Origin of the sequence: Paraburkholderia sp. (assembly GCF_047605525.1) — a bacterium.
Classification (GTDB): Bacteria; Pseudomonadota; Gammaproteobacteria; order Burkholderiales; family Burkholderiaceae; genus Paraburkholderia.
Window position 1 is genome coordinate 1 of record NZ_JASGFN010000042.1, and the last position, 22562, is coordinate 22562.

Sequence of the window (22562 nt, forward strand, 5' to 3'; positions counted from 1 at the left end):
CCCCCCCCCCCCGCTCCCCCAGCCCCCCCGCCGGCGCCCGCCCCAGGCGCCACGGCCGCCGCGGCCGCTGCTCCACTCGCGCAAAAGACCGTCGCGCATCCACCCAGCGCCGGCGAAATACGCGACTGCGCGAGCTGCCCGATCATGATCGCGGTGGCCGCCGGCTCGTTCGCAATGGGCAGCAATACCGACGACCCGTCCGAAAAGCCCGTCCACCACGTGAGCATCGACGCGCCGTTCGCGATCGGCAAGTATCCGGTGACGGTCGAGCAATGGAATGCGTGCGTGGCGGCGAACGCATGCCAGAAGCTCACGCCCGAAAGCAATACCAACAAGGCCGCGCCCGCGCGCGACCTGAGTTGGGACGACGCGCAGCAATACGTCAAATGGCTCTCGAAAACGACGGGTAAGCCGTACCGTCTGCCGACCGAGGCCGAATGGGAATACGCGGACCGCGGCGGCACCACGACCGCGTACTGGTGGGGCGAACAGATGCGCAAAGGCACCGCCAATTGCAAGGATTGTGGCGACCCCTGGCACAAGGAGGGACCGGAGAGCGTCGGCTCGTTCATGCCGAATCCGCTCGGCCTGCACGATATGAACGGCGGCGTCTGGGAATGGACCGCCGACTGCTGGCACAACTCCTACCAGGGCGCGCCCGCCGACGGCCACGCGTGGGACACCCCCGGCTGCGACATGCGCGTGATTCGCGGCGGCTCCTGGCGCGAAGGCGGCAACTACATGCTCAGCGCGACGCGCTTCAAGTACAGCTCGGGTGTGCGCCAATCGCAGGACGGCTTTCGCGTCGTCAAGGATCTGCGCTAGGGCCGTGGTTGGACCGTAGATCGACTAATCGATTGTCGCGCTTCGGGTTGCGCCGCCAACCGGCACCGCGCGATGGACTGATTCAGTGCTTTGCTTCAGTACTTTGCGCTTCGAAAGCTGCCCCGCTCAGGGCACGCGCGGCCGCGTCGTAATCGGTGCGAAATCCGCGACGATATGATCCTGCCCATATTTGCCGCCGATCTGCGTGAGCCGCGCATCGAGCGCGCGCAGATAATCGGCGCGCGCTTCGCTTTCCGGACGCGGCTTGTCGAATAGCTGTACCGGCGTAATCAGCAACACCACCATTTCCGCGCCGAACGGCTTTGCAATGACCCAGTCGCCCGCGCTGCCGATCGTCGCCGAGTAGTTCGGCGGCGCCTGATTGTCCTTCACGCGCGGACTCGGCACCATGTGCACGACGCTGCCGTCGAGCTGGTAGTAGTCGACGTTTACGTACGAGTCGAAACCGGGCGTGCTCAGGTCGACGACGAGCGCGTCGCCCTCGGTCAACAGGCCGCTCGGCGGCCGCACGTGCAGCGACGCGACGCGCCCCGCCTGCCAGTTGCGCACCCAGTACGGCGCGAGCGCCTTGACGGCGTCGCACTTGTCGTCGGCGAGCGGCTGGACGTCGAGTGCGAGCGTATCGACGCCCGGAACCGCGGCCAATGTGTCTTTCAGATGCGCCGCGCCATAACGCTGCGACACGAAACCGCGCACCGTCAGCGCGTGATCCTGCACGGCGGCGGAAAGCGCCGAGCATGGCACCTGCGCAAGCACGGGCGTAACCGCGGCGAGCGTCAGCGCGGGCTTCGGCGCGGGCGTGGGCGGCGGTGCGATCGCACTCGCTGGCGGGTTGCCCGGCGTCGTAGCGGTCTGTTCATTTGCGGCGGTGGAAAGCGGCTGCGGCTGCGGCGGCGCCGGCGCAATTGAAGACGCCACCGCCGAAGCCCCGCCCGACCGATCCACCTGATCGGCCTGCGTCGGCGAACCGGCCGCCTCATTGCGAACCTCGTTCTGGCGGCTCGGCCCCGAGCGCAGCGCGAACACACCGACCGCCGCCGCGCACACCACCGCGAAACTCGCGAGCCCCGCCTTCGCGAGCGCGCCCGACTTTTCCGCGCGCGCTTCATTGTCGAACTCGGCGATAAAGCGCGTGACGCTCGGCATCCGCGTATTTCGATCGAACGACAACGCGGCGCGCAGCGCGCGCCACTGCCTCGAGTCGAGACTCGGCGGACGCTGTGGCTTGAAATCGGCATTACGTGCCTGCGTCGCGGACAGGCGATCGAACGGATGATGGCCAGTCAGCAGCTCATACGTGATGCAACCGAGTGCGTAGATATCGTCGCGCGGATCCGGCTCGCGATGCTCGATCATTTCCGGACTCGCATACGCGGGCGTCAACGCACCGAGGCTGCCCGGGTCGAATACCGTTGCGTCGCTTTCCTCTTCCGGCCGCTGGAATACGCGCGCGATGCCGAAGTCGATCACCTTCACTTCGGCGTTCGTCGTCAGAAACACATTCGCGGGTTTGAAATCGCAATGAACGAAGCCGCGCTCGTGCGCGTACGCGAGCGCCGCGCACATGCCGCGTACGATCGGCAGCGCGGAGCGCACCGGCATGCCCTGATAGCCCGGCGTGCGCAGCAACTGGCTGAGCGGCTTGCCGGTCAGGTACTCCATCGTCAGATAGACGATCGGCCCGTCGCGATCGAAGTCGTACACCGTGATGATGTTGCGATGCGCGAGCACCTGCGCCTTGCGCGCCTCGCGCTGCAATGCGACGAGCGAATTCGGATTGCCGCGGAACTGGACGTTGAGCACCTTGATCGCGAGATACGGCTTGCGATCCGATGCCTCGAGCTTGCGCAGATCGAGCGCCTTGTAGACCGTGCCCATCCCGCCGACGCCGAGGCATTCCTCGAGCACGAAGCGGTTATTCAGCGTGTCGCCGATGCCTTTGATCGGGTCGTGCGCGGCGCCGCCCGGGGTCGAGGCACCTGAAGCGCCCGCGCTACCCGCGCTCGACGAGCGCAGCGACGGAATTTCCACCGTCGTCTGGATGCCGGTTTCCTCGCCGCCCGCCGCCACGTTCGACACACGCAACAGTTCGATGCGCCGCCGCACTTCCAGATAGAGATCCCCAGGCAACGGCGTTTGACGATGCGCGGCGCCGAGCGTCTCCAGCAACTGCGTCGGCCCGAGTTGCTCGGTTCTCAACGTGCTGTCGAGCCGGGCGACGAACTCGTCACGAGACAGCTCGCCGCTCTGGAAGTCGTGAATCACACGCGCAAGGCTAGCCATTTGTGCGAAGCACCGCCGTTGCCGCTGGGCTATGTCGCATCCGACCGGAGCCACGCGGGTCGATAGAAAACCTGTCGTAACCAGTTACATGTGCCGCTTCGATACTAGCTCCCGGTCCGGGCTTTCGCAAACCGGACGGACCAGGCAAAACGCGAATGGTCCGCGCGCCGCGATTCGCGCGCGGCAGCCTGGTGTCGTGGGAGAACCAACAGGACGCACGGGTGTGTCGGACGGCCACCGTCGCTCGCAGCCCGATGAACCGCATCGGCCCACGAGGCGACATTCCCGAGTACAGTCGAGAACCCTTATACGACGTGGTTTTCCCGTCTTCATCAGGATCCTTGAATAAAACTGGCACAGCCTGTGCGTTAGTGATGTCCGAGCAAACAGATTGCTCACCACCACTCGCAACACTGCGAAAACTTTTTTCAGGAGACTCACCATGAAAACGCTGATGATCAAAGACCTCGCCGTCACCGAACAACTCGACAGCAAGGCAATGCGCGCCGTGCGCGGCGGCTTCGGCCCGAGCCTGTACTACAACTTCAGCCCGGTCGTTGCCCCGAACAACAGCAAGACCGTCACCGCGACGCAACTGATCAGCAACGAACTGAACCTGCAGAACGCCAACGGCAACAACGTTGCGCTCGCCGCCGGCATCACCTCGTCGTTCGACCCGTTGCTCCAGTCGAACAACAACATCCACATGTAATGCGTGGCGCGGCGAAGCACCCGCTCCCGCGGGCCGCTTCGCCGCGCGCCGTTCATGTCCGCTTTCCATGCATTTCTGGAGAAACGCCATGTCATCCCTCATGATTCGCGATCTGCCCGGCGCCCGCGAGCTCGACCGCCGGGCCATGTCCGCGCTCGCCGGCGGCACCGGCAGCAGCGTGCCCGGCATGCCGTCGGGCGGTCTCGGCAATCTTGCCGGCATCGCCAACATCAACGTCACGGTGAACCAGAATCTGGTTCAGCAGCAATACGTGAACGTCGCGGCGCTCAACAACATCGGTTCGATCGGCCCGGGTGTCGTCATGCCGCTGAAGCTGGACGTCGACCCGACGCTGTGGGCCGCCAATTACGCCGCCGTGTGATCGCATGCAGCAGCGCGGGACCGGGGATTTCTCCCGTGCCGCGACGGCGTCACCGTCACGCAAGCCGCAAACGGATTTCCTATACTGATAGTGCGTTGAGACCTCAATATGCCGAACCTCATGCAAGCGCGGCGGCCGGAACCTGAGCAGGTCCGGCCGTCCGACTGCTTTTCTGGAGCCGCCATGGCAAAGCTCATCATCAAGGATCTGACCGAAAGCGTCGAACTCGACCGTGAAGCGATGGCCGCGATCGTCGGCGGCGCGCGCGTCGGCGCGCACTCGAGTATTGCCGCGCCGCTGGTGCCGATTGCGACGCGCGTCGTCGAATATCCGCCGGGCTTCCCGGCCGCGCATCAGCGTATCGCCGACACGGCGCTGCAACGCAAACGGCAGCGCCGCTAGCAGCGCCGCCACAGCAGGCGTTTCACCACAACGGCACGTGCAAATCGCGCGTGCCGTTTCTGTTTGCAGCTGCTTTTCCAGACTTTGCTTCCGACGAAACCGCGCCGCAATCCAACCACTCGCGGGCAATGCGTGGGCCGCGCGCGAACACTTCGTGGCGAGCGCGTTTGCGCTTCTCGCGGGATTCGGCCGGTCTGTCGCGTGCATCCTTGTCTGGATTCGCGCCGCGGCCAGCGTCTGATTTTTCTCGTCGCGTCCACGCGCATTGGCATAGGCCTTGCAGAAATCGAAGCGGGCGCCGCACTGTGCTCGCCTTTTCACGTCAAGGAGTAATGCCATGAAAGCCACTGTCATCATCAAAGACCTGCCGCGTTGCGCTGGCGACGCATCCCACGAAAAGACGCTGACCGCCGAGCAGATGAAAACGCTGCACGGCGGGCGCTCCGTCGTCGTCACCGTGGATGGCACCGGCACCGGCCACGTCGACGATTGGGAAATCAACACCGCCATCTTCGAAGGCCGCATCAGCGGAACCTATCTATAGGACGCGCGACGTGTCCGCAATTGGAAAAACGGCACCGCGCTTGCGTTTTCCACGTAACACGCGGGCCGTTTTCAACAATCTCCGCCTCAGGCATAGGGTTTGCTCGACAGGGATATCCCCGCGGCTTTGCGTGGCCGTGGCGTGATGGCAGGTCCTTATCCACCAGGCGGAGGTCATAACATGCTAGGAACCATTCTTCTGATTGTGCTGATTCTGCTGCTCATCGGCGCGTTTCCGTCGTGGCCATACAGCCGCTCGTGGGGCTATGGTCCTACTGGTGGAGTCGGCATCGTCGTGATCGTGGTGATCGTGCTGCTGATTGCCGGCGTGATATAGGCCAGCCAGATCGAACCGAAACGCCAGACGGGCCGCCGGGTATCCGCGCGCAATGCGATGCGCCGTAACCGGCGGCTCGTCGTACTTCATCGCGTCGTATAGAGCAATTACGCGGCATCGAAAATCGGCGCGTGGATCAACTGTTCGAACAGATCCGTATCGCCCATCTGCCCGCCCTTGAGCATGATCTCCATACCGTCGAGTTCCACGCGGTCGGAGTGCAAACGGCACATCGACACCCCTGCGGAAAGCGGCGCGAGATAAGACAGTCCCCACGCGTCGAGCGCTCGCACGGCGAAGCTCGACGTATCGCCGCCCGCGATGCCGATGCGTTGCAGCCGCACTGCGTCGAGTACCTGTTGCAACAGGGTCGCGCACGCGTGCGCGAGCGGGGATTGTGGCGCGGCTTCGTTGCCGGAATGCGCGCGACTTTCTCCATTCGCCTTTCGTCGCGCGGTAAATGCCAGTACATTGCGCCCATCGCGCAATGCTCCGGTAATCGCGGCAACGCGTTCCGCCAGATACGCGGATGCGACATCGCCGATCATTCGCGGCGGGTCCAGCTCCACGCGCAAATACGAATGCGCGGCTTCGATCTGCAATTCGGTCAATGGCGAGAGACTGCCGGCCAGCACGAATACGGGGCCGCGCGCGCGAGTCAACGGCGCGGCCGCCTCATTGCGCGTCATGAATTGCGTGCTCGCTCCGCACGCGCACGCATACGCCTGCGCGACACTGCTCGCGCCGACGGCAAGCAATGGCGCCGAGCGCGACGCGTAATGCGCGAGGACCTTGCCGATCGCATGCAAATGCGTGTCGTCGAGTACATCGAATAGCAACGCGTCGGGTTTGGTGTCGAGCCCGCGCCGCACTTCGGCCAGCAACGCGGCATCGTCCATTGCGTAGCAGCGCCAGTCGATCGACTGCACGTGCTGTACGCCCTGCCGTTGCAAATGCACGCGCAGATCCGCTTCGTGCATCGGCGTAACAGGATGGCGACTCATCGTCGGATGACGATCTATCCGGTAGATCGCGTGTCGCCCGTCGTCGACGGCCGCCGCCGCGAATAGCTGGCCGAACACGCAATAGCGCCGCAAATTCGGCTGACCGCCGACTATCGCGACGAGTTCGCTCGCACAGTACGCCCGCAGCGTGCGAATCGCGACGCCGATACTGCCGGTATGCGGCGCGCTGTCGAACGTCGAACACACCTTGTAGTGGATCACGCGCACGCCGAGCGCGGCAAACGCGGCGCCGACGCGCGCGAGTTCCCGCTGTTGCGCGGGCGGCGCCATCGTTCGCGCGGCGCCCGCGACGCCGAGTGCATCGAGTCGACCCAGCATGGAAAGACGCGCCGCATCGGGCGGCGCGAAGAACAGCATCGTGCGCAGGCCCGCGCGCGCCAGATGCGCAAGCGTATCGGTCGCGCCGGTGAAGTCGTCGCCGTAGAACGCGTAGGTCGGCTCGATGCCGTGCGATTCGCGCGTTTCCGTCATCTTGTCGCCGTTCCGAATCGCACTCACGCGCGCGTGCCGAAAAACTGCAACGCGTGCCGCAGTTCAGGCATGTTCTCCGCGCAGGCCGCGAGCGGCACGCCGGCCTGCACCGCCGCCCATGCCTGGCGCACGCTCGCGACGCCCGCCGCCGGCCCGTCCGGGTGCGCGAGAATGCCGCCGCCGCACATGAACAGCAGATCGGTCGAATGCACGGCGTCGAACGTCGCTTGCGCGGTGCCCGCCCATTGCCCCGATGAAAACGCTGGCAGCACGCTGTCGTCGCAGCCGGGCACGAGCGGCGTCGCGCAATCGCGCGCGGACTCGATCACCTCCACATCGCTCTGCGCGAACTTGCCCGCGAGACCATGCACGTGCATGTGATCGACACCGGCGAGCCGCCACAGTGTCTGATAGGCCTGAAACGACATGCCGAGCGCGGGGTCGCGCGACATCATGCCGTAGCCGTTGCGATGCGCGTGCAGCACGAGCGGCGTCGCGCGGCGCAGCGTCTGGATCGCGGAGAAGCCGCACCAGTTGATGCTCGCCATCACGCAACTGCCGCCTTCCAGTTCGACCAGTTCCGCATGACGGCGCATCGCATCGAGATCGTCGGTGATATTGAACGCGACCATGACGGGGCGCCCGCTGCGCTCGCGATACGCGCGCACTTCGGACATCACCGCGCGCACGCGCTCGGCAAGCGGCGCATGCGCGGGGTTCGCGCATACCTCGTCATCCTTGATGAAATCGACGCCCGCCTCGCACAGATCGCGTACGAGTGCCGCCGTTTCCGTCGCGCTCAGGCCGACGTTCGGCTTGACGATCGTGCCGATCATCGGCCGGACGGTCACTTGCGTCAGCGCGCGCGTGCCCGCCACGCCATGACGTGGCAATTCGAAGCACGCGCGATACCCGGCCGGTAAATGCAACGACAGCAGGCGCATGCCCGTGACTTCGCCGAGGTCGTACAGATTGCCCGCGACGGTCGCGGCGAGCGTCGGCAGATTCGCGCCGATATTGGCGAGCGGAAACGACAGCGTGACGCGCGCGCGCCGCCACGGCCCCGGCGCGCGCTGCCGCGTGAGCCACGCACTGAGCAGAGAGGGTTGCGCGGCGGCTTCGAGCTCCTCGACTCGCAGCACCTGGGCGCGGCTGCGCGCGCGCAGCGCGTCGGATTCGTTGGCGACCCGCACGAACGTGCCGCTCGATTGCTCGCCGGCCATGACGTCCGCGACGCGCGCGGGATCGAGCGGCGTTTCGATCAGATAGTCGGCTTCGAGCGTGTCGTTATCGACCTGCCGCAACGCGTGAACGGTGCTCATAGCGTGCTCAGATCGGGAAAGGGCCGCACCGGCTCGCGGCCGTTCCAGTCGCGCGACGCCGCATAGATCATGTCGAACAGCTTGCCCTTCGGCCCGGCGATTTCCGACAATTCGATCACCGTGCCCGGATGATCTTCGGTATCGAAGTAGACGAAGCGGCCGTTGCGCCCCACCTCGCCGCTCATCGCAACCTTGAAGCCCTGCTCCCGCAGACGCGCGAGATCCGCATCGAACGACGTGGTCCAGTACGCGTTGTGCTGCAAACCGGTATGACCCGCGGCGAGAAAGTCGCGATACATCGACGGCGCGTCGTTGCGCGTCTGGATCAATTCGACCTGCAACGGTCCCGAGTTCGCGAGCGCAACCGAGTTGTGCACGTCATAGCGCTGCCCGCGATACATATAGTTTTCGATCGGCACGCGCTCGTTGTAAAACCAGGGCCCCACGCCGAGCACGCGGCTCCAGTAGTCCATCGCAGCCTCGATATCGCGCACCACGTAGCCTGCCTGCCGGATTTCACCAAAGAAACGACTCATGAAACTCTCCCGTTGCCGCGGGTTTGAAGGACGAGCGACACCCCGGCGCCGCGCGAACGCAGCGCCCGAACGTCGACGAAATGAAAAGCCTAGAGAAACCCGATCGATATCCACGGTATCGCCGCGATCAGCAGCAACCCGAAGATCAATGCGCCCATATAGCCGACCATCGGGCGAATTCCCGCATCGGGATTGACCTTGCTGATCGCGCACGCCGAGTAGTAGCCGACCCCGAACGGCGGCGAGAAAAGCCCGACACCCATCGACAGAATCACGACGATTGCGTAATGCACTTCATGCACGCCGGCGAGCCGCGCAATCGGAAACAGCAATGGCCCGAACAGTACGATCGCCGGAATGCCTTCGAGCACGCTGCCGAGCATCACGAATACGACGATCGACACCGCGAGAAAGCCGTACGCGCCGCCCGGCATCGAACCCATCAGTTGCGCGAGATCCTGCGAGAAGCCGGATTGCGTGAGTGCCCAGGCCATCGCGGTCGCACAACCGATGATGAACAGAATCGCGCCGGACAGCGTCGCCGCATCGACGAGCATGCGACCGAGCCGCCGCCATTCGAAGCGCCGGTAGATCAACAGCCCGACCAGCATCGAATAGGCAATACCGATCGTCGATACTTCCGTCGCGGTCGCGACGCCCTCGACCACCGCCATGCGAATCACGAACGGCAACGCGAGCGCGGGCAGCGACACGATAAACATCCGGCCGATTTGCCGCCGCGTAAAACGTTGCGCGCCGCTCAGATCTTCGTTGCGATAGCGCCACCACACGACGACGCACAGAATCAGCGCAAGCACGGCCGCCGGCAACATGCCGGCGGTAAAGAGCGCGGAGATCGACAGCCCCGTCACCGAGCCGATCGTAATCAGCACGATGCTGGGCGGAATCGTTTCGCTTTGCGCGCCGGTCGTCGCGAGCAAGGCGACGAGATCGCCTTCGGACGCGCCACGCTTTTTCATTTCCGGAAACAGCACCGGCGCAATCGCCGCCATGTCCGCGACTTTCGAACCGGAAATGCCCGACACGAGGTACATCGCGCCGATCAGCACGAACGACAATCCACCGCGCGCATGCCCGACGAGGCTCGCGAGAAATTCGATCATCGCGCGCGCCATGCCGGTCATTTCGATCAGCAGGCCGAGAAAAACGAACAGCGGCACCGCGAGCAGCACGAGATGCGACATACCCTCATCCATGCGGCCGACCACCACTTCGAGCGGCGTATAGGTCGACAGGCCGAGATAGCCGAAGGTCGCGAGCGCAAACGAAAAGCCGATCGGTACGCCCGAGAAAATGCCGAGCGCCACCACGCCGACAAAGAAAATCACGAGATTGAGCTTGCCGAGCGTCTGGAACCACGGCCCCGCGAACACGGCCAGCGCGCCGAGTACAACGGCAATCGCAAGCACGATCAGCACGTCGCCGATGCGGCTCACCTGCGCGAGACGAATCAGCCCGACCAGCAGCATCAGTACCGCGCCGATCGGCAACGCGAGCGCGCGCCACGCGTTACTGATCTGCAATGCCGGCGTGACGATCGCCGCTTCGCCCGACGCGTAATCGTATGCAGGCGCGATCAGCAACGCGAGCAATGCAATCGACGCGACGATCGCGAGCGTATCGACGAATGCGCGCGAGCGCGGCGACAAACGGCTGACGAGTGCCGTCATTCGCATATGTTCGCCGCGTCTCAATGCGAGCACCGCGCCGAGCATCGCGAGCCACAAAAAGAGAATGCCGGCCAGTTCATCGGACCACACGAGCGGCTGATGCAGCAGATAGCGGGACACGACACCCGCCAGCATCACGACGATTTCCACCGCGAGCAGCGCCGCCGCGCACACTTCGACGAGCGCGATCAGCCCACGATCGAAAGTACGCAGCCAGCGGCGCGGCAGGCTTGCCGCCTGCAACGACACCGCGGCTTCCGCCGGACTCAATGCGTGATTCGACATCCTGCTGTCTCCTTGCGGCCGCGAGCCGCGCGTGGTCCGGGGCTCGCCGGACCGCGGGGCGCTCACGCGAGCTTGCCGACCGATTGCTCGAGAAGATCCCACGCCTCGTTGCCGAAGCGGCCTTTCCATTGGCTGTAGAAGCCCGCCTCACGCAACGCGGTACGGAACGTATCGGGCGACGGGCGATTGATCGCGAGGCCCTTGCTTTGCAGATCGGCAACGGCCGCGTCGTTCAGCTTGCGCACGTCGTCGCGTTGTTTGATCGCCGCCTGATTGAATGCATCGCTCGCAATGCCCTGCAGGTCTTTCGGCAAACGCTGCCACGCGCGCTGATTCAATACGAACCAGTAGCCGTCCCACATATGATTGGTCAGCGAGCAGTACTTCTGCACTTCATAGAGCTTCGCGACCTGCACGATCGGCAGCGGGTTTTCCTGCGCGTCGACGATATGCGTCTGCAACGACGAATACACTTCGCTGAATTGCAGACTCGTCGGCGCGGCGCCGAGACCCTTGAACATGTCGATGCTGAGCGGGCTCACCGGCACGCGAATCTTCAGGCCGCGCATGTTCTGTGCATCGACGATCGGCGCGGTGCTCGTCGTGGTCTGGCGAAAACCGTTGTCCCACATCTTCTCGAACGATTCGAGTCCGGCCTTCTGCATCGCCGCGCGCACGTAAGCGCCGAGCTTGCCGTCCATCGCGCGCCACACCTGGTCGTAATCGCTGAATGCGAAGCCGACCGCGTTGATCGCCACCGACGGCGCGAGCGTCGACACCACGAGCGCCGACGGCGTGAACATTTCGATGCCACCGCTGCGCACCTGCGCGAGCATGTCGGTGTCGCCGCCCAACTGGTTGTTAGGGAATATCCGGATCTCCATGCGCCCCCTGGACGCCTCGCGGACCTGATTCGCGGCTTCCTGCGCGCGCACGTTCAACGGATGCGTGAGCGGCAGATTGTTGCCGTACTTGAACACGAACTCCGGCCCGGATGCCGCGCGCACGATCGCCGGAAAGCCCAGCGCGCCGGCCACCGGCACCGCGGCCGCGGCACGCAGCAGGCTGCGTCTCGCGAGGTTTGTCATGAGCGTCTCCTTGCTTATAATTGATGTGACTGTCGAATCCATCAAAATCCATCATCACTCGCTGCAACGTTCTGATTTCCGGTCATTGGCGTTGAGCCGCGGTGCGATAGCTGCAAGACTAGGCGTGCGCGGCAATGGCTGTCAAACCACCACTCTGATGTTTTTTGATGGACTTCAATCTGCCAGGGACGACCATGTCCGAACCGGTTCACTTCAGCGCCCCCGCGCGCATTCCCGACATTGCGCGCGTTGCCGGCGTTTCCACCGCCACGGTCGACCGTGTGCTCAATGGCCGCGAAGGCGTGCGTGCCGTCACCGCGCAACGCGTATTGCAGGCAGCGGCGCAGCTCGGCTACCTGCTTACTCCGGACGCACCGGTCGTATCGGCTTCGAAGCCGATGCGCATCGCGTTTCTCCTGCCTGCGGGCACCAATCGCTATCTGCGCATGCTCGGCGACTACATCGAATTCGCGCATGAGCAGTGGAGTGCATTGGATATGAAGTGCCGCGTTCATTACGTCGAGAGTTTCAATCCGAACGAACTCGCGGACCGTCTGTTGCACTACGGGCAGCGCGCGGATGGCGTCGTATTCATGGCGCTCGAACATCCGGTCGTGCGCGACGCGGTGAATACGCTCGCGGACCAGGGCGTGCCGGCCATTACGCTGATTTCGGATCTGTCGAATGCGCGGCGGCTTGCCTATGTCGGGATCGACAATCGCGCGGCGGGACGCACGGCGGCGCTGCTGTTGGGTCGTTTCATGGGGCCGCGGCCGAGCGGCAAGATTGCGATGCTCGCGGGCAGCCTCAATTACCGCGGGCACGAGGAACGCGAAATCGGCTTTCTGCATCTGATCGAATCGACGTTTCCGCAGGTGCGTGTGATCGGGTTGCGCGAAGGACACGACGATAGCGAACGCAACTATATGCAGACGCGCAAGCTACTGGAGGAGCATCCGGATCTCGCCGGCATTTATAACAGCGGCGGCGGTTCGGACGGTGTGGCGCGCGCGATCGTCGAAGCGCGTTCCGAGCAGAAGATCCTGTTCGTCGGCCATGGTCTGACGCCCGATACGCGTGCATTGCTGATCGACGGAACGATGGACGCGCTGATTACGCAAACGCCACAGGCAATGGTCGGCAACTGTCTGCGGATTTTCCGCAACGTGCGCGAGAAACGCGATGCGCTGAGCGACGTGAAGCCCGTGCAGTTCAGCATTGTGTTGCGCGAGAACCTGCCGTGATTCGATGCCGGCGCCAGGTTCGTATGATCTGACGGATGCCGGTGGTATCAAGTTTTGTTCCGGCCGGCTCTACTCGGGCACACGGAATGCTGGATCCCCTTCGTATTCAAAACCTCGACGCGAAAGGAGATCGCATCATGCCCTACCTACTCGGCTGGCTGCTTGGCGTTCCGTTGATCGTACTCGTTGTCCTGTATCTCATTTTCCATTGATATTTCGCAATACAGGTAATGAGTTGGCGGCTTTTAGGGCGGCGGTACGGTGCTGATGCGTGGTCAGCGTACCGCTGCGAAACACCCTTGGGTTTTAGAGAAATACGGCGAGGATAATCGAATGCGAGAAAGCGTCGCCATTGCGGCACTTCCCGCATCAAGGCTTCGCATAGTGGTAGCGGCATTGCATGACGTGGATGATGCCGTCCTGCACGATATACACAAGGCGGTCCACTTTCGTAATGCGACGCGACCAGAAGCCGGTCAGATCTCCGCGCAGGGGCTCCGGCTTGCCTGTTCCCCTGAACGGATCGCGGAAAATTTCCTCGATCAGATCATTGATCTCCGCGACTATCCGCATATCGTGTTGCTGCCAGTGAAGATAGTCATCCCATGCATCAGACGGCCAGGCGACCTTTACTTCACTTTTTGCTTCGGCCTTGTTTCTGGCCTTCCGGCGTTGTTGATTCATTCTTCAGTAAGCCTCGCTCCGAGGTCTTACCAGCCTTGAATTCGGCGACGGACCGACGCAACCGCTCCGCGTTTGCGGGCGAACCCAGCAGATGCAATGTTTCCTGCATGCTGTTGTAATCATCCAGTGAGATCAATACGACGTGCTCTCCGCGCTGCCGCGTAATGACAGTCGGTTCATGGTCCCTGCAGACCGCGTCCAGCGCCTGCTTAAAGCTGGCTCGCGCCTCACTAAAAGTCAGGATATTCATGGAAACCCTACCCTACTCCGGCGAACCCTGTCCGATCCGCGACGAATGGTGACGACATCAAGATTGAAAGTGAAGATAACGACAACCGGCGATTCAACACCGGCCACAAAGACAGTCGCGGCCGGTGTTGAATCGCGCTGATTTTCATTGTACGAAAGATTGTACAAGTAGTCAATCCGGCAGCGCCGCATGCATCGACATGCGTCCACGCCCGGCGGGTGCGCCTTCCGGCGCGGGTAACGCCGGAATTCGCCCGTGTGCCGCCCTCCTGTGAAGGCGGCGAGACACCGGAGCGCGGCTTGTGGCCGCAGAGGACGCCGGGCGCGAGGCCGACGGTCCGGACGGTTGTCCCGGGCATGAATGCATGGAGAAAATATACCGGCAGCCCGGCTGGATAGGCTTCTTAAAGCTCTGGTGTTCTCGCGTTCATTCAGAACGATCTACGCCTATAATCAGCTTTCACAGAACACTCTTCCAAACCTCGCGATGACCGCCCGAAACCGCCCACTCGACAACCTTGATCGCAAGATCATGCGTCAGTTGCAAAAGAACGCCCGGCTCAGCAATGCCGAGCTGGCCGAACTGGTCGGCATGTCGACCACCGCGTGCTGGAATCGCACGCGTCAACTCGAAAACGAAGGGTATATCCGCGGCTATGTCGCGTTGCTCGATCAGCAGAAGCTCGGCTTCGCGGACATCGTGCTGCTCGAAGTGACACTGGATCGCCACGACGACGATGCGCTCGCGCGCTTCGGCGCCGAGCTCGCGACGCTCAGCGAAGTACTCGAGGCATACCTGGTGTCGGGTGATTACGACTATCTGGTCAAGGTCGCAGTGGATGGCACAGCAGGCTATGAGCGCTTTCTGCGTGAAAAGCTCTACAAGATCGCGGGCATTCGCCATAGCCGCTCGATGTTCGCGCTGCGCTGCATGAAGAGCATTCCGTCGATTGCGATCTGACGAGGCAGGCGGAACGGAGCGTGCGTAATTCGCGCGATCCGTCTGCCGTGCCGTCCATCGCCTGTATGGCGCCTGAATAACGTCTGCATAGCACTCAATGCGCGGCTCGCGATGCCGCGATGATTGCATCGGCAACGGCCTGCGGCTGGCTGACCATCGCAACGTGACTCGTGTCGACCCGCGTCACCTTCGCGTCGATGTTCTTCGCCATTTCCTGTTGCAACGCCGGATCGATCATGCGGTCCCGGTTTGAAATCACGAAGTACGACGGCTTGTCGTGCCATGCCGCCTTCGTCACCTTCTGATCGATACAGCCCGCTGCCCACGGCTCCTGCGTCGCCGCGATCAACCGCTTTTGCGGCAGCGGCAAGTCCTGGGCGAAATCGTCGAACACCGCTTTCGTCGACAGTGTCAGATAGCCGGCCGAATCTTTCCGCAATTCGCTCGCCCAGACCGGGGCGGGCTTGCCCTTCGTCACGTCGGCGATGGACTGGCCGCTGTCCGGCGCAAACGCGGCCACATACACGAGACTCTTCACCTTGTCGTCGTTACCCGCCTCGCTGACCACGACACCGCCCCAGGAATGTCCAACAAGAATGACGGGCCCGTTCTGCTGCTCGATCACGCGCCGCGTTGCCGCCACGTCGTCGGCCAGAGAGGTCAGCGGATTCTGCACCGCCACCACATGCAAACCGCGCGTTTCGAGTAGCGGGATTACGTTGTCCCAGCTAGAACCGTCGGCGAATGCGCCGTGTACGAGCACGACGTTCTTGCCCTTCAGGTCGTCAGCCGGTGCCGCCTCGGCGAATTGCGCGGCCTGTGCCGCGAACAGTCCGCCGAGCAGCAATGCGGATCCGGTGAACTTCTTCAGAAACGTGGTCATGGTTTATGTCCCGACAGGATTGGAATCGTGTTGAAAGCGCTGTCCGCGTCGGTGTGCGCGAACGGCCCGTGCGCCACATCGATCAGGAATGCGCGTAGATCGAGCCGAGGCCGACGACATTCGAGCCGTCATTCGCGCCATTCGCAGCCGCACGATTCATCGGTGCGCGCGAGCCCGCAGCCGACTTGTCTTTCGCGACGCCGCCATAAGCGCCGAGCGCTGCGTCGTTGCCCGCGTTGATACGCGCTTGCGCGGCCTCGATGTTTTGCGGGTATTGGGTGTTGTCGCTCGCGGGGTTGTAGCCGGCCTTCTGCAACTGGACCAGTTCCGCGCGCACTTCCGCGCGCGTCAGTGCATGCTGCGATTGAGATTGCGCGAACGAAGCGACAGGGGCGGCAACGAGGGCGGCGACGATCAGCGATTGAACGAGTTTCATGAGATTTCTCCGGTTTTCAGGCATTCAGGGATCAAGGATTGAGCAGGACGTGAAGCCATCACCACGGATACGCCGTCATGTCCCGCCTGATTCACGCAACGTTGCGAATCAACCTTGCGTGACGACATTTGAACGCGCCAACGTATCTGGAATGTTTTCGTCACCCCCCTTTTATGCAAGCGTGTTTGTCTGTGTACGGGCCCGATACATTGCGATACAAAGAGCGCTCCCACGCATTTCCATAGGGTCGCCCATGAAAAAACCCCAGGAGCCGAGGTTCGGCTGCTGGGGTTACCGTCGGTGGAACAAGCCGGCACAATAGCCGGCTAATCAAAGACGCGTGACGTCGAGGATCGCATCCGCAAATGCCTTCGGCGCTTCCTGCGGCAGGTTGTGCCCGATGCCGCCGGCAATGTTGCGATGCTGATACTTGCCGGTAAACTTCTTCGCGTATGCTGCCGGATCGGGATGCGCGGCGCCGTTCGCATCGCCTTCCATCGTGATGGTCGGCACCGAAATCGTCGGCGCGGCGGCAAGACGCTTTTCGAGTTCGTCGTATTGGGGCTCGCCCTGGACCAGCCCCAGACGCCAACGGTAGTTGTGAATCACCACCGCGACATGATCCGGGTTATTGAACGATTCGGCGCTACGCTCGAACGTGGCGTCGTCGAAATTCCATTTCGGCGACGCGGTATGCCAGATCAGCCTGTTGAAATCATGACGGTTCGCTTCATAACCCGCGCGGCCGCGCTCCGTGGCGAAATAGAACTGATACCACCAGGCCAGCTCGGCCTTCGGCGGCAACGGCGCGCGGTTCGCCTCCTGGCTGCCGATCAGATAGCCGCTCACCGACACCATCGCCTTGCAGCGTTGCGGCCACAGCGCCGCGATGATGTTCACCGTGCGCGCGCCCCAATCGAAACCGCCGAGCACGGCCTTGTCGATTTTCAGTGCATCCATCAGGTTGATGATGTCGACCGCGACCACTGCCTGTTGACCGTTACGCGGCGTATCCGCGGAGAGAAAGCGCGTGCCGCCGTAGCCACGCAGATAAGGAACGATCACGCGATAACCCGCGGCCGTCAGCAGCGGCGTCACGTCGGCGAAGCTATGGATGTCATACGGCCAGCCATGCAGCAGAATGACCACCGGTCCGTTTTGCGGACCCGCTTCCGCGTAACTGATGTCGAGCGTGCCGGCCTTGATCGAGCGAATGTTCTCGAACGATGCGACGCGCGCACCCACTTTCGCATTGCCGGTCGTGTCGGCCGGCTGCGCGTGCGCGAGTCCGCTCAGTCCCAGCTCGAGCAGGCTGATACCCGCAACGGTTGTTCCGAGAAAGCGTCGGCGGCGGCTATTGATCTGATCCGACATGGTGATTCTCCTTAATCAGGGTAGATATGCGGAGTTAATCTGATCCGCTTTGCTGTTTCATCGCTGTCGTACTGCTTGAGTGGAATAGTGGCAGCACGAGCCACAGGTAACAAGAGCAACTAAGTTCACATATCGTTGCTTTGTGAGCAACGGACTAACCGTGGCGTGAATGACAAACTTGCGGCTGCAAATGCTTCCGCGACGAGACACTGACCTGTGTTGATCTCATACGGAAAAGGCGGCACAGTGCCGCCTTTTTGTTGAGACGCGATATGTGAAAGATGCACTTGAAAAAACGGGATACCCGCGCGTGCCGCGAAGTCTCGGCAATGCAAAGCCGTTCGAGTATCCTGATGTTTCGACAGGCGAAGACGTGACGGTCCTTGCCGCACACGGCGTCAACGAACAACGCGAGGCGAGAATGACGAACAGACTTGTTGCATCGGCGAACTTCACGATAACGGGCGACCATGTCTTGCCAGAATGATGGACACAATAGATGTGGCGGTAACCAAGGAGGAACCGCTTCGTGATTGGATTGGACTGGACAGGGCCGCGCCTTGGCGCGACGAACGGGTGTGTGGGGTTTTGATAGCGAAAAGACGGTGTGCAGTGAGCGCCTGGAGCCGCATCTGCGCTACCTGATCCAACGATTGGCTCTGCCTCGGCCGGATATCGCAGAGGATATCCGCATGATGATGGAGGCCCTTGGCAGGACCATCGAGATTGACGAATACCGCGATTAACCAGATTCGCATATCGTTGCTCCATGAGCAACGCATTAACCGTAGTCAGGTGGTAAAACATGCGAGAGATCAATCAGCAACGCCTTCGGTATTTCAACGAGGTGCTCACGCACGGCACCATTCGTGGCGCCGCCGAGAGCATCAATACGTCGCCGTCGGTGATTACGCGGCAGATCAAACTGCTCGAGGACGAACTTGGCGCCGTGCTGTTCGAACGGCAGCCGCGCGGCGTCAAACCGACCGAAGCAGCGATCCATCTGCTCGAATTCTGGCGCGGCTATCGCTCGCAGCAGGAAAAGCTCGAAGACCAGTTGCATGCGCTAAAAGGCCTTCAGCGAGGGCAGATTCGACTCGCCATCAGCGAAGGTTTCGTCGATACGCTCGTCGACGATGTACTCGCGCCGTTCTGTGCTCAATATCCGGAGCTCGATATCGACGTGGACATGCTGGCGGTGGACGCCATCCAGGAAGACGTTGCTGAAAGCCGCGCGCATATCGGACTCGCGTACAATCCGCCGCCTCATCCGCGCATCGAGCATCGCGCGAGTTCCCTTCAGCCGGTCGTGCTGCTGTTGAGAAGCGATCATCCGCTCGCCAGGCGAAGAAAACCCGTGACGCTCGACGATCTGCACGCTTATCCGCTTGCGCTCATGCCCTCGACATTTGGAATCGGTCACGTCGTCAAGATGGCTGAACTGGCGGAGAACGTGTCGATTCGCGCGACGATGACGACCAACTCACTCAGTGCATTGAAGCGTTTCGTGACCGCCGGCAACTTCATGACGCTGATCGGCGAATTTGCGGCGTACCGCGAAATCGCAAGCGGCGAATTGACGGTGGTGCCGATCGCGCATCCGCTCTTTTCCGGCGCGCAGGCGCGCGTGCTGGTGAAAAGCGGGCGGCCGCTCGCACCGGGTCCGCTCGAATTGCTGCGGTGGATTCAGGAACGCATGCCGATGTTCTCGACTGCCAGAGCGAATGGAGCGGCAAATACAGTCAGAAAAGCGGCGCGCAAGCGCGCGGCACGCTAACGAATCAGGCGCCACGGAGCGCCGCATCCGCAACCGCGCGGACAAGCGCATCGCGCGTATTGTGTCGTAGTGTATCCACGCGATACACAGACACAAAACATTGCGCACACACGCCTGGGCGGACATAAACCAGATACGCGCGGGCGTTCCAATACGGCCATACCAGCCAACGGAACGCCCATCATGCACAGTACGCTCGAAACTCCGCTCGCCCTGCTCGCCGGGCTGCTCACGATTGCGTCGCCCTGCGTCCTGCCGGTCATGCCGATCCTGCTCGGTACTTCGGTCGAACAGCCGAGCCGCACGCGGCCGCTCTTTATCGTCGCCGGCTTCATTCTGACTTTCGCGTCCTTTGCGCTGCTGCTCGGCGCCGTGTCCAGCACGGTACACGTCGCGCAGCAGGCACTGCGCAATACGGGCATCGCGTTGCTCGCGCTGTCCGGCCTGATGCGCATATGGCCGCGTCCCTACGATTGGCTCGTCGCGCAACTGCGGGCGCCGCTCGAACGCATCGGCGCGGCCATTGCACCGGGCACGCAGCCCGGCAGCGGCAATGCCGGCGGCTTCGTGCTCGGCATGTCGCTGGGCGCGGTGTGGACACCGTGCGCGGGCCCGGTATTGGCGTCGATTCTCGTGCTCGTGGTCAAGGCACAGGATCTCGGCTGGTCGGCGCTGCTGCTCACGCTGTATGCGATCGGCGCGGCGATTCCGATGCTCGCGATCATCTACGGCGGACATTACGTGACGCGCCACCTACGCATCGTGTCGCGCCATGCGCAACGCCTGCAACAGGTATTCGGCGTACTGGTGATGCTGACCGCGCTCGCCATCTATCTGCAATACGACGTGCTGCTGTACGCGCGACTCGCCGCTCTTTTCCCTTCATTCAAAGGATTCTGACATGACCGCCCGACTCAGGACATTCGCGCTCTCCACCGCTTTCGCCGTGATGGCGACGAGTACCGCCGCCCTCGCCGCGCCGCAGGAAAGCGGGCCGCCCGCGCCGGAATTCACCGGTATCACGCAATGGCTCAATAGCGAACCGCTCAAGTTGCAGCAGTTGCGCGGCAAGGTGGTGCTGGTCGATTTCTGGACCTATAGCTGCATCAATTGCGCGAACACGCTGCCGTATGTGAAGAGCTGGAACCAGAAGTACAAGAATCAGGGGCTCACGGTGATCGGCGTACACACGCCCGAGTATCCGTTCGAGCGCGACACCGGCAACGTGAAGACCGCAATCAGGCGGTTCGGCATCAGTTATCCGGTTGCGCAGGACAACCAGTACGCAACGTGGAATGCGTATAACAACCAGTACTGGCCGGCGTTCTATCTGATCGACAAGAAAGGGCGGATTGTCTACTCGCACTTCGGTGAAGGCGACTATGCACAAACCGAGACGAGGATTCAGGCGCTGCTCGCGCAGAAGAATTGACGCCAGCCGGGCGGACAGACGGTGCCGAACGCAGTGAGCTTCATCGCTCACTCAATGGCAAACACGCAATGGAAAAGCCCACATGTGGCTGAGCAATCAGTTCATGTGGGCTTCAATTTTTCAGGAACGGGAGATTTCCCGCATCTTCCGCGATCCTCTGTCTTCTAGAAGAGGTAATTACAGAAGAGACCGTACGTGATCTGACTCGTCTTCTCGGTGATCGGGCTGTCGGTTGCATCGCCGCGCAGCCACGCGAACGAAACGCTCGCGCCGACGTTCCAGCGCGGCGCAATCCGATACGCGCCGTTCAAGGAAAAGCGCAACTGGTTCAAACCGGAACCGGCCGAAAACGTCGGCAGCCCGGAACGCGCGCTTTGCTCGGATGTCACGCCGAAATAGGTTTCGTTGTATTTGCTGCTCGCCCACGTCAATCCCGGCCCAGCGCTGAGTGTCAGCTGCGGAATCGGCTGGTAGCGGCCGAGCAGATCGAATGTCGCGACCGTGCCACGGTCATTGCCGGCGATATCGGTCAACACGCTCGCGCGCGCCGAAATGAACTGATAGGTGTAAACACCGAACAGCTCGGCGTGCGCGGTCCGCTTGACATCGCCGAGTCCGTGCAGCCGCGAATCGTCGGATTCGCTGCGCGGCTGGATGAAATCGTAAGTGATGGCCGCACCGACACGCCAGTTACTGTCGCGATACAGATAGGCGCCGAGCGACAGCAGCGATGCGGCATCCGGATTGGCACCGATAAAAAAACGGTCGTAATTCGCGCTCACCGACGGTACCACTTCCCATTTGGTGCCGCTCGCGCCGGGAAATTTCGGCATGTTCACGACGCCGGCGCCGATCGAGAAGCGCCACGGGCTCGCATTGGCGGCAGGCGTCTGCGTGATTTCCGGCGCGCCGACCGAATACAGGCTTTCGGACAGGCCAAGCGTATCGTCTGCCATCGCGGCAACGGCAAACATCGACAGTGCGGAGCCGGCCAACACCTTCATCACGCGCGGCATTGATCCCTCAATCATCTTGGTTTCTCCGTAAAAATATAAGCAGGACAAACGACGCACCGTCGGTCGTGACGTTTATTGCGCAATACCAATACCGCGATACCACTAAATGGCGAGGGAAAGATCGTTGTTATTGAAAAGCTGAAATACCGCGCATGTGAGTTCACAATTGCGTTCACAATAATGTGGCAATTTTCGCGCCGCGATTGGATTGAGCGGCCAGCTCCTTGCGATATGCAATAGCAATAGTGATGGACGTATCGTTATTCCGCGCTGCAACAGCTTTGCCGTGACGTTCGTCTGAACCATCCTGTTTCCCTGACACGGTTGAGTGTTCTGCCTTCTTTCGGGAAATTCGCTGGCGTCGTGAGTGACATGAGCATAGCCGGTTTATTTCCGCGGTCGCAAGCAGATTTTTTTTAATTGCTCGCTATAACGGGGCAATCACGCAACAGTGTCGATCCGATATAGCGGGTCGACTCTCATATCCCGGCTTCACCAGGAAAAGAGTTTCGAATGACAAGTTCACAATTGCCTGCTCGCACTGTCATTTGCCATAGGTGGACACAGGCGATACTCTTTCTCT

The 22562-nt window shown here is 62.1% G+C and carries 25 protein-coding genes; 13 read left to right on the forward strand and 12 right to left on the reverse strand.

Features of this window, described 5'->3' with window-relative positions; genetic code table 11:
• On the forward strand, positions 1-825 hold an 825-nt coding region (locus tag QM685_RS34910; RefSeq protein WP_415123811.1), incomplete at its 5' end, for a formylglycine-generating enzyme family protein.
• 126 nt (positions 826-951) lie between these two features.
• Here the strand turns inward: QM685_RS34910 and QM685_RS34915 are convergent.
• The gene (locus tag QM685_RS34915; protein WP_415123812.1) at positions 952-3129 is read right to left on the reverse strand and encodes a protein kinase domain-containing protein; all 2178 of its coding nucleotides are present in this window, start codon (positions 3127-3129) and stop codon (positions 952-954) included.
• A 442-nt stretch (positions 3130-3571) separates the two neighbouring features.
• On the opposite strand from QM685_RS34915, the gene QM685_RS34920 reads away from it, so the two are divergent.
• From QM685_RS34920 to QM685_RS34940, 5 genes are all read left to right on the forward strand, one after another.
• On the forward strand, positions 3572-3841 hold the full coding sequence (locus QM685_RS34920) for a hypothetical protein (protein WP_415123813.1): 270 nt from the start codon (positions 3572-3574) through the stop codon (positions 3839-3841).
• 88 nt (positions 3842-3929) lie between these two features.
• On the forward strand, positions 3930-4223 hold the full coding sequence (locus QM685_RS34925) for a hypothetical protein (RefSeq protein ID WP_415123814.1): 294 nt from the start codon (positions 3930-3932) through the stop codon (positions 4221-4223).
• A 183-nt stretch (positions 4224-4406) separates the two neighbouring features.
• Positions 4407-4625: a hypothetical protein gene (locus QM685_RS34930; protein ID WP_415123815.1), complete on the forward strand. Its 219-nt coding sequence runs from the start codon at positions 4407-4409 to the stop codon at positions 4623-4625.
• 337 nt (positions 4626-4962) lie between these two features.
• A complete protein-coding gene (locus QM685_RS34935) occupies positions 4963-5169 on the forward strand; it encodes a hypothetical protein (RefSeq protein WP_415123816.1) in 207 nt (68 codons plus the stop codon).
• A gap of 180 nt (positions 5170-5349) precedes the next feature.
• Positions 5350-5505: a DUF3309 family protein gene (locus QM685_RS34940; protein ID WP_415123817.1), complete on the forward strand. Its 156-nt coding sequence runs from the start codon at positions 5350-5352 to the stop codon at positions 5503-5505.
• A gap of 107 nt (positions 5506-5612) precedes the next feature.
• Here the strand turns inward: QM685_RS34940 and QM685_RS34945 are convergent, their stop codons facing one another.
• The 5 genes from QM685_RS34945 to QM685_RS34965 form a co-directional block, all read right to left on the reverse strand.
• Positions 5613-7001 (reverse strand): four-carbon acid sugar kinase family protein, encoded by a 1389-nt coding sequence (locus QM685_RS34945; RefSeq protein WP_415123849.1) that lies wholly within the window; start codon positions 6999-7001, stop codon positions 5613-5615.
• Positions 7002-7024: 23 nt separating this feature from the next.
• Positions 7025-8323, reverse strand: coding sequence for a ribulose-bisphosphate carboxylase large subunit family protein (locus QM685_RS34950; RefSeq protein ID WP_415123818.1), 1299 nt, complete (start codon positions 8321-8323; stop codon positions 7025-7027).
• Positions 8320-8859 carry a VOC family protein gene (locus QM685_RS34955; RefSeq protein WP_415123819.1) on the reverse strand — a complete coding sequence of 180 codons (540 nt, stop codon included), beginning with the start codon at positions 8857-8859 and terminating at the stop codon, positions 8320-8322. The genes QM685_RS34950 and QM685_RS34955 overlap by 4 nt, the downstream gene beginning before the upstream one ends.
• An 89-nt stretch (positions 8860-8948) precedes the next feature.
• On the reverse strand, positions 8949-10835 hold the full coding sequence (locus tag QM685_RS34960) for a TRAP transporter large permease subunit (RefSeq protein ID WP_415123820.1): 1887 nt from the start codon (positions 10833-10835) through the stop codon (positions 8949-8951).
• A gap of 62 nt (positions 10836-10897) precedes the next feature.
• Positions 10898-11923 carry a TRAP transporter substrate-binding protein gene (locus tag QM685_RS34965; RefSeq protein WP_415123821.1) on the reverse strand — a complete coding sequence of 342 codons (1026 nt, stop codon included), beginning with the start codon at positions 11921-11923 and terminating at the stop codon, positions 10898-10900.
• Between the two features lie 194 nt (positions 11924-12117).
• On the opposite strand from QM685_RS34965, the gene QM685_RS34970 reads away from it, so the two are divergent.
• Entirely contained in the window at positions 12118-13167 is a 1050-nt protein-coding gene (locus QM685_RS34970; RefSeq protein WP_415123822.1) for a LacI family DNA-binding transcriptional regulator, read from the forward strand.
• A gap of 369 nt (positions 13168-13536) precedes the next feature.
• Here the strand turns inward: QM685_RS34970 and QM685_RS34975 are convergent, their stop codons facing one another.
• Together QM685_RS34975 and QM685_RS34980 are read right to left on the reverse strand one after the other, a co-directional pair.
• A complete protein-coding gene (locus tag QM685_RS34975; RefSeq protein WP_415123823.1) occupies positions 13537-13851 on the reverse strand; it encodes a Txe/YoeB family addiction module toxin in 315 nt (104 codons plus the stop codon).
• Complete coding sequence (locus QM685_RS34980) at positions 13802-14101, reverse strand: type II toxin-antitoxin system Phd/YefM family antitoxin (RefSeq protein ID WP_415123824.1); 300 nt, start codon at positions 14099-14101, stop codon at positions 13802-13804. Before QM685_RS34980 ends, QM685_RS34975 begins: the two co-directional genes overlap by 50 nt.
• 486 nt (positions 14102-14587) lie before the next feature.
• Between QM685_RS34980 and QM685_RS34985 the strand changes: the two genes are divergently transcribed.
• Entirely contained in the window at positions 14588-15061 is a 474-nt protein-coding gene (locus tag QM685_RS34985; RefSeq protein WP_415123825.1) for an Lrp/AsnC family transcriptional regulator, read from the forward strand.
• A 94-nt stretch (positions 15062-15155) separates the two neighbouring features.
• On the opposite strand, the gene QM685_RS34990 is transcribed toward QM685_RS34985, so the two are convergent.
• From QM685_RS34990 to QM685_RS35000, 3 genes are all read right to left on the reverse strand, one after another.
• Complete coding sequence (locus QM685_RS34990) at positions 15156-15944, reverse strand: alpha/beta fold hydrolase (protein WP_415123826.1); 789 nt, start codon at positions 15942-15944, stop codon at positions 15156-15158.
• An 82-nt stretch (positions 15945-16026) separates the two neighbouring features.
• Positions 16027-16380, reverse strand: a complete 354-nt coding sequence (locus QM685_RS34995; RefSeq protein WP_415123827.1) for a DUF4148 domain-containing protein — start codon at positions 16378-16380, stop codon at positions 16027-16029.
• A gap of 330 nt (positions 16381-16710) precedes the next feature.
• Entirely contained in the window at positions 16711-17754 is a 1044-nt protein-coding gene (locus tag QM685_RS35000; RefSeq protein ID WP_415123828.1) for an alpha/beta fold hydrolase, read from the reverse strand.
• 274 nt (positions 17755-18028) lie between these two features.
• On the opposite strand from QM685_RS35000, the gene QM685_RS35005 reads away from it, so the two are divergent.
• From QM685_RS35005 to QM685_RS35025, 5 genes are all read left to right on the forward strand, one after another.
• Positions 18029-18241 (forward strand): hypothetical protein, encoded by a 213-nt coding sequence (locus tag QM685_RS35005; protein ID WP_415123829.1) that lies wholly within the window; start codon positions 18029-18031, stop codon positions 18239-18241.
• A 91-nt stretch (positions 18242-18332) separates the two neighbouring features.
• The gene (locus QM685_RS35010) at positions 18333-18500 is read left to right on the forward strand and encodes a hypothetical protein (RefSeq protein WP_415123830.1); all 168 of its coding nucleotides are present in this window, start codon (positions 18333-18335) and stop codon (positions 18498-18500) included.
• A gap of 59 nt (positions 18501-18559) precedes the next feature.
• Complete coding sequence (locus QM685_RS35015; RefSeq protein ID WP_415123831.1) at positions 18560-19531, forward strand: LysR family transcriptional regulator; 972 nt, start codon at positions 18560-18562, stop codon at positions 19529-19531.
• A gap of 183 nt (positions 19532-19714) precedes the next feature.
• Positions 19715-20431: a cytochrome c biogenesis CcdA family protein gene (locus tag QM685_RS35020; protein ID WP_415123832.1), complete on the forward strand. Its 717-nt coding sequence runs from the start codon at positions 19715-19717 to the stop codon at positions 20429-20431.
• Between the two features lies 1 nt (position 20432).
• The gene (locus QM685_RS35025; protein WP_415123833.1) at positions 20433-20963 is read left to right on the forward strand and encodes a thioredoxin family protein; all 531 of its coding nucleotides are present in this window, start codon (positions 20433-20435) and stop codon (positions 20961-20963) included.
• Positions 20964-21127: 164 nt separating this feature from the next.
• Here the strand turns inward: QM685_RS35025 and QM685_RS35030 are convergent, their stop codons facing one another.
• The gene (locus QM685_RS35030; protein WP_415123834.1) at positions 21128-21994 is read right to left on the reverse strand and encodes a MipA/OmpV family protein; all 867 of its coding nucleotides are present in this window, start codon (positions 21992-21994) and stop codon (positions 21128-21130) included.
• Positions 21995-22562 lie beyond the last annotated feature (568 nt).